Annotated in this window: 6 protein-coding genes; 2 read left to right on the top strand and 4 right to left on the bottom strand. The window is 39.5% G+C overall.

Going from position 1 to position 6,442, the window contains the following annotated elements:
• Positions 1-383: 383 nt before the first annotated feature.
• From ABES03_RS12155 to ABES03_RS12140, 4 genes are all read right to left on the bottom strand, one after another.
• On the bottom strand, positions 384-1,124 hold the full coding sequence (locus tag ABES03_RS12155) for a LytR/AlgR family response regulator transcription factor (RefSeq protein ID WP_430117546.1): 741 nt from the start codon (positions 1,122-1,124) through the stop codon (positions 384-386).
• Positions 1,102-2,877 (bottom strand): LytS/YhcK type 5TM receptor domain-containing protein, encoded by a 1,776-nt coding sequence (locus ABES03_RS12150; protein ID WP_430117545.1) that lies wholly within the window; start codon positions 2,875-2,877, stop codon positions 1,102-1,104. Before ABES03_RS12150 ends, ABES03_RS12155 begins: the two co-directional genes overlap by 23 nt.
• Positions 2,878-2,968: 91 nt before the next feature.
• Positions 2,969-4,252, bottom strand: a complete 1,284-nt coding sequence (locus tag ABES03_RS12145) for an ATP-binding protein (protein WP_430117544.1) — start codon at positions 4,250-4,252, stop codon at positions 2,969-2,971.
• Positions 4,253-4,350: 98 nt separating this feature from the next.
• Positions 4,351-4,800: a hypothetical protein gene (locus ABES03_RS12140; protein ID WP_430117543.1), complete on the bottom strand. Its 450-nt coding sequence runs from the start codon at positions 4,798-4,800 to the stop codon at positions 4,351-4,353.
• A 99-nt stretch (positions 4,801-4,899) separates the two neighbouring features.
• Between ABES03_RS12140 and ABES03_RS12135 the strand changes: the two genes are divergently transcribed.
• Both ABES03_RS12135 and ABES03_RS12130 read left to right on the top strand, forming a co-directional pair.
• Positions 4,900-5,211 (top strand): hypothetical protein, encoded by a 312-nt coding sequence (locus ABES03_RS12135; protein WP_430117542.1) that lies wholly within the window; start codon positions 4,900-4,902, stop codon positions 5,209-5,211.
• Between the two features lie 2 nt (positions 5,212-5,213).
• The gene (locus ABES03_RS12130; RefSeq protein WP_430117541.1) at positions 5,214-6,434 is read left to right on the top strand and encodes a glutathionylspermidine synthase family protein; all 1,221 of its coding nucleotides are present in this window, start codon (positions 5,214-5,216) and stop codon (positions 6,432-6,434) included.
• The last annotated feature ends 8 nt before the right edge of the window (positions 6,435-6,442 follow it).

Genomic DNA, 6,442 nt, shown 5'->3' with positions numbered 1-6,442 from the left:
TTTTCTTGACGTAGTATCAGAAATTCCCGTTAACTGCTCTAAAATAGGACCAAATTCAACGATTTGAATCATATAAACGGAAAAACTCCCTTTATTTTTAGGGAAATATGGGTATTTCCCAATTTAAGCGGAATTTTTCCGTTTATTTTTCAAACACTGTGAAATCAACATTAGTTATAACAGAGCTTTTAGCTAAATTGAGGTGAAAAAACCATATATTAAACGAGGAATTCTACAAAACACTGGAGGAATTCTACAAAATTTTAATTTTTTCTACAAAAATCAGGAGGAATTCTACAAAAGGTGGAAATTATTTTCCAATCCAAACATCCAAATAGCACCAAAGGTACTTTCTTAAAATCGTTCATTCAAAAAACAGCTGCTTAAAAACCAAGCAGCTGTTTCAATTCTTTTATATATGTTCTGCTAACCGGAACCTTTTCCCCGTCTGACATAATCAGATTGTAGGTAGAATTAAACCAGGGCTCAATCTCTATAATCGAATTAATACTGACTAAATACGATCGATGAACACGAATAATTTGAGAGTTTTGTAGTTTCCTCTCAAATGTAACTAAAGGTTCATTCACCACGTACTTTTTTTTCCCGGTTGCAATAATTGTTTTGCCCTCATTCGCGCTGATATAAAGGATGTCGCTAACGTTTACTAAAATAATTTTCTCATCAACTGTCAGGGCCAGCTTTTCCGTGTTTGTAAATAAGCCCGCCTTTGATGGTATTGGAATATTCGGCTCTTTGCTCCCCAAAAGCTTCAACAGCTTTTCAATGGTTTGCTGCACTCTTTTTTCATCAAAAGGTTTTAATATATAATCAGCCGCATTTAATTCAAATGCCTTTAAAGCATACTCATCATATGCAGTGGCAAATACAATCAGGGGAGGGTATTCAAGTTTATTGATAAGGTTGGCAATCTCCATTCCGCTTTCATCAGCAAGCTGAATATCTAGAAAAGCCACGTCAATATCGAGGTTTTCTATTTTATCTAACGCTTCTTCCACTCCGCCCGCTTCACCAGCTAATTCCACCTTTTTACTTCGTTTTAAAAGATAGGCAAGCTCATCCCTGGCCAATGGTTCATCATCAACGATAAACGCTCTTAACAATATCTTCACCCCACTTCTGCTGCGTTAATGGCAGCTTAATCCATACCTTTGTCCCACCATCTAGTTTACTTTCAATTTGGAAAGAAGCTGTATGCCCATAAATTTCTTCTATTCTTTTTTTTATATTCCACAGTGCGGTTCCTGTGCCTTGCACAGATTCAATCGTTTGGTTACCAAGTGTCCCGAGCCGTTCAGATGGGATTCCCTTTCCATTATCCTCAGTTAAGAGAACCATCAAGTCACCTTCTTGATAGGCCCTGACCTTCACTGTTCCATTTTTGGCTTTTGGAAACGCATAACGTATGGCGTTTTCAACAAGCGGCTGTAAGGTAAAAGGAGGAACAAGAACCTTTTTTAATTCTGAATCAATTTCCATCTCGACTTTGTAGCGGTCCGGAAAACGAGCCTGTTCAATAGTTAAGTAGGCCTCCACATGTTCCAGTTCTTTATCAAGTGGTATTAACATTTGCCGAGCTCCTTGAAGATTGCTGCGGAAAAAGGTACTTAGTTTAATTAATAGACTTCTAGCTTTATCTGTGTCCGTTCGAATAAGACTAGAAATCGTATTGATGGCATTAAAGAGGAAATGTGGATGAACTTGGGCTTGTAAAGCTTTAATTTCGGCGTCCTTTAATAATCTCCTTTGAACTTCTAACTCAGCCATTTCTAATTGAACAGAGAAAAGCTTACCTAGACCTTCGGCAAGCTCTTGCTCTACCCGATCAAGCTTCCTCGAATCAGTGAAATACAGCTTCAATGTCCCTACTGTTTTCGTGTGGACCTGAAGAGGTAATACAATAGCGGCTTCTAAAGGACAGCTCGGATTAAAGCATTGAATTTCCTTAGCAGTTTTTGCAATCGTTATGTTTCCTTGTTCAAGTACTTTTTTCGTTAATTCTGTCGCCATGTTTCCTGATGGTATATGGTGATCGGAAGCAGCACCCACATGTGCAAGAACCTGAGATTGATCTGTAATGGAAATCGCATCAGCATTAGTCCAGTTTAAAATAATTTCTGCTGCTTTAGTGCAGGAATCTACATTCAGCCCTTGCCGAAAAAACGGAAGCGTCTGATTGGCAATGTATAACGCCTTGTGCGTCTGTAGAGCGCGCGTACGATCTTGTTCTTGAAGGATTTCCTGAATAATCAACACAAACAGTAGTGTTCCAAATCCATTAATAGCAATCATAGGAAAGGCGATTACCTCCACAAGATGGAGTGCTTCCTCATAAGGTTTGGCTAATAAAAGAATGACCCCCATTTGAGCAAATTCCATGGTTATTCCCATAATGACAGCTTTCCACGGCGAGAGCCCTTCTTGAATATTAAAGCGTTTACTTAAAAAACCGGTTACAACTCCTGCAGAAATAGTAGAAATGGCACAGGCTGTAGCAGTAAAGCCACCTAAAGTTAACCGATGCAACCCAGCAATTAAGCCCACTCCAATGCCAACGATAGGACCACCTAATAAGCCGCCAATCGTGACTCCCATGATTCTTGTATTCGCAATAGCACTTTCACTATCCATATTAGTGAGCCATTCTTGGGATGTAATTGTCCCATGTCCAATTCTTACACCCGTATAGTTACTAATAACTCCAAAAGTTCCAAATATGATAATCATAACTACCTTTGCCGAAAGGTCATGTTCATTATGAATAATTTGACGAAATGACTTCATCCTTGAAAGGACGAAAGCAACAATGATTAAAATCCCTACACGTTCAAGCATGAGAGGTAATAATTCAACCATAGGATCTCACCTTTCATCTTTTCCAATAAGTGAAAACGTAAATTGACTACTCTATTACTATACCAAAAAAATAAGCTAGCTGTCTTTATGACTAGCTAGCATTTTCTTTATATAATAACTGTTCTTTTTTACCAATTGGCAGCAACAGTGTTACCTCTGTGCCTACTCCAAGTACACTGTGATAGGATACTTTTCCGTGCATTGTTTCAATTATTTTTAAAGAAACGGAAGTACCAAGCCCGGTCCCCTTGTCCTTCGTCGTATAAAATAAGGTCCCGATCCTCGCGAGCTGCTCTTCCGTCATTCCTTTACCTGTATCAGCAATCTTTACCGTTGCATGGTGAATGTCTGATTTGGAATGGACCGTTACTTTTCCACCTTCTGGAGTCGCTTCAATCCCGTTCTTAATTAGATTAACTAGTGCTTGCTTAAATTGATTTCGATGGGTCTCAAGTATGAAAGTAATAGACTCCAATTCACTTTCAAGCTGCACTCCTTGCTTTGCAGCAAGTGGTTCCATGAGAATCACCACTTCTGCTAGCACTTCTTTTAACGAAAACTCTTCTATTTTCTCAAATTGAGGCTTGGCGAAATTTAAATAATCATTAATAATCAACTCTGCGCGTGCTAACTCATTTAAGACGAGCGAAAGATACTGATAATTTTTACCCGATTCTTCTTGCTGCATCAATTGCAAAAATCCCTTCACAACCGTCAACGGGTTTCTAACTTCGTGGGCAAAGGATGCTGCCAGCTCACCAAGAGTATTTAACTTTTCCGCCCGCTGAATTTCCTTCTTCATTTTATTTCTTTCAATAAGCCCCTCATTCAACTTAGCTGCAAGACCCAGAGCTAGTGTTTGAATCAGTCCGACGAGGAGAAGGTCAGGGATATTAAAATCCAATTTAAAAAGATTTCCCTCTAAATACCGAAAGATGCTAAGAGAAAGAAAACAAAGGATCAGCGACCAGCTACCAGCAAGCATAGTAAGTAACACTCTCTTATTCGAAGAGTACCTCCAAAAGATTTTGAGTAAGAGGAATGGAATAAGAGCAGTTAGGACCGAACTGGCAAGTCCAAAGACCATGGTACTGCCGCCCAAAATCAGACGGGTTCCAATTATGGAGGATAAAACAATCCCCCCCGCCAGAGGCCCCCCATAGAGTATTGCTAATACAAGTGGAACATAGCGAAGGTCCCAATGTAACCCATAGTTTGCATACGAGAAAAGCATACAGGTTATTGCGGCAATACTTTGTAAGAAACCACATAAATAGGGAGATTTAATTTTCCTATTATTATCCATAAGAATGCTGGATAGTAGGACAGGTGCAATCGTAATTAATACATTCAAAAGGAGTTTTTCTGCCAGCATTGTCATTCCTCCATGGATAACCTTCTATATTAAGTTAACAATACGACAAAAATCGTCACTTTCCTTTTTTTCTATGAAATTTTTTCTACTAAGTAAAACTATCTACTTTCACCTGTAAACTTGCCGTAATACACATAGCATTTTCGATCTTCATCTATCTCTCTTGAATCCAAGGCAAACTCCATAAACTTTCCGCTCTTTTGAATATAAATTACATCCGAGTGAAGGATCGTTAATACCTCTTCATGCTCCCAAATTTCTCTTTTTTCAACTAGGGTTGAACCAATTAATGTGATTTCTCTAATTTCTAAGCCAATGTGAGAATAAACGAGTTCAGCCGCATCCTTTGGAAACTGTTCTTTTTGAACATATAACACTAGTGTACCGTCTGGATCCATAGCAGTTGCCGTAACAGAATAGGTCTCCCCTTCCTTAACAAAAAATTCGCAGGACATTCTTGCTACGGCTTCAGCCGTCGACAAATGTAGATAATTCCATAATGCAGGGTATTTCTTATAATTGTCGTCAAGTCGATACTCTAATCTCATCTCTCCAACCCTTCTTTCTTCCATTTTCAAATTTTTGCATTGTTTTCCTGACATTACCTTCTATAATAATATTATATACAAATAAAGGAGCGTGAGAAGGTGAAGAAAACCCAATGGTTAGTAACTGGAGTTCTCTCCTCACTAATTGCAGGAACACTTTCTGGTTGTTCAGACGATCTCCCACCACAGCCGGATGATTCCAGCTGCCAAGATTGGGAATGGGATGATGACCAAGGGGTTTGGCAATGTGATGATACCCACTCTAGTCATTATCATCATTACTACTACGGAGGCGGTTATTTTAGCAATAAATCTTCTCTCTTAAAATCATCATCCTATAAATCCTATCGATCCTCTTCGAGCTTTAAAGGTGGATTTGGCAGTGGCTCCAAGGGGGGTTTTGGAGGGTAACCATGTCATCTTATGCAGAAAAACGGAAAGCCTTTTATTCACAAATTCCATCCTTCTGGTCCAATCTATATGGAAGCGAATACAGCCTTTATCATGTTTTACCCATTAGTGAACAAACCGCCTATCTCTTAAAGGAAGCAACTGAACGTATGGGAGCCGTTTTTTTCAAAACTGCACGCCTGCTTCGGAGCCTTTCAGACGAGCAATTGCTTCAACTGGGTTACCCTAGATCAAGTCTCCCGTTTCTTAGATTAAAAAATCTTTTTCCAGAATCGATGATTTCCCGCTTTGACTTCGCCCTTACGAACGATGGGATTAAATTGCTTGAATTTAATAGCGATACACCCACGTTTATCGTTGAATGTTTTCATGTGAATAGAATGGTATGCAGTGAATTCGGCCTCATTAATCCAAATGAAAAGGAAGAACGCCTTCTGTCATCCGGTATTACTAAAGCCGTGATGGAGGCGTCACAGGGAAAAAGTTCACCTAATATTGTGTTTACCGCTCATGTTGACCACATAGAGGATTGGCATACGACAAGCTATTTAAGCGAGCTCTGTCAGGTTAAAAGTAAGATGGTTCCCTTGTCCGCTCTGCAAATTACTGATGATGCTTTACTTGACCCCGACGGTTTGCCTATTGATGTTTTATACCGACAAACCTACCCGCTTGAACACTTATTGGAGGACCGGGATCCTGAAACTGGGGATTTAATTGGAATCGAATTACTGCAGCTCGTGAAAAATGGAAAGCTTTCTATTCTGAATCCTATTTCATCCTTCCTTCTTCAACCCAAATCCATTCAGAGTTTGATATGGGGATTAGCAGAGAACGGTGCCTTTTATACAGACGAGGAGCAGAAGTGGATTAAGGAATATATGCTCCCAACCTATCTTGAAGCAGACTTTTTTGAAGGCAGAAGTTCCTATGTAAAAAAACCATCCCTTGGCAGAGAAGGGGACACCGTTACGATTTGGGATGAACATTCCCAGGTGACCATTCAGAATGATTATCAAACGTATAAGGAAGAACTGCCAGTCTATCAAGCGTATGTGCCTCTTCCCACTGTTACATTGGAAACAGAAAAGGGAGTGGAAGAATTATCTTACGTTTTTGGTGCATTCCTTATTGCTGGAAAAGCAAGTAGTATAGGGGTCCGTGCCGGAGAGAAAATCACAGGGAACGAGTCTTATTTCTTGCCAGTTTGTATCAAAAAATAAAGGGGAAT

The organism is Neobacillus rhizosphaerae, from assembly GCF_050477885.1.
GTDB lineage: Bacteria > Bacillota > Bacilli > Bacillales > Cytobacillaceae > Neobacillus > Neobacillus rhizosphaerae_A.
This window is presented reverse-complemented; position numbering and strand designations above follow the sequence as displayed.

Bases quoted from the DNA above. Each gene is read 5' to 3' on its own strand.
- ABES03_RS12140 (WP_430117543.1), bottom strand. From the start codon at position 4,800: ATGAGATTAGAGTATCGACTTGACGACAATTATAAGAAATACCCTGCA.
- ABES03_RS12150 (WP_430117545.1), bottom strand. From the start codon at position 2,877: ATGGTTGAATTATTACCTCTCATGCTTGAACGTGTAGGGATTTTAATC.
- ABES03_RS12145 (WP_430117544.1), bottom strand. From the start codon at position 4,252: ATGCTGGCAGAAAAACTCCTTTTGAATGTATTAATTACGATTGCACCT.
- ABES03_RS12130 (WP_430117541.1), top strand. From the start codon at position 5,214: ATGTCATCTTATGCAGAAAAACGGAAAGCCTTTTATTCACAAATTCCA.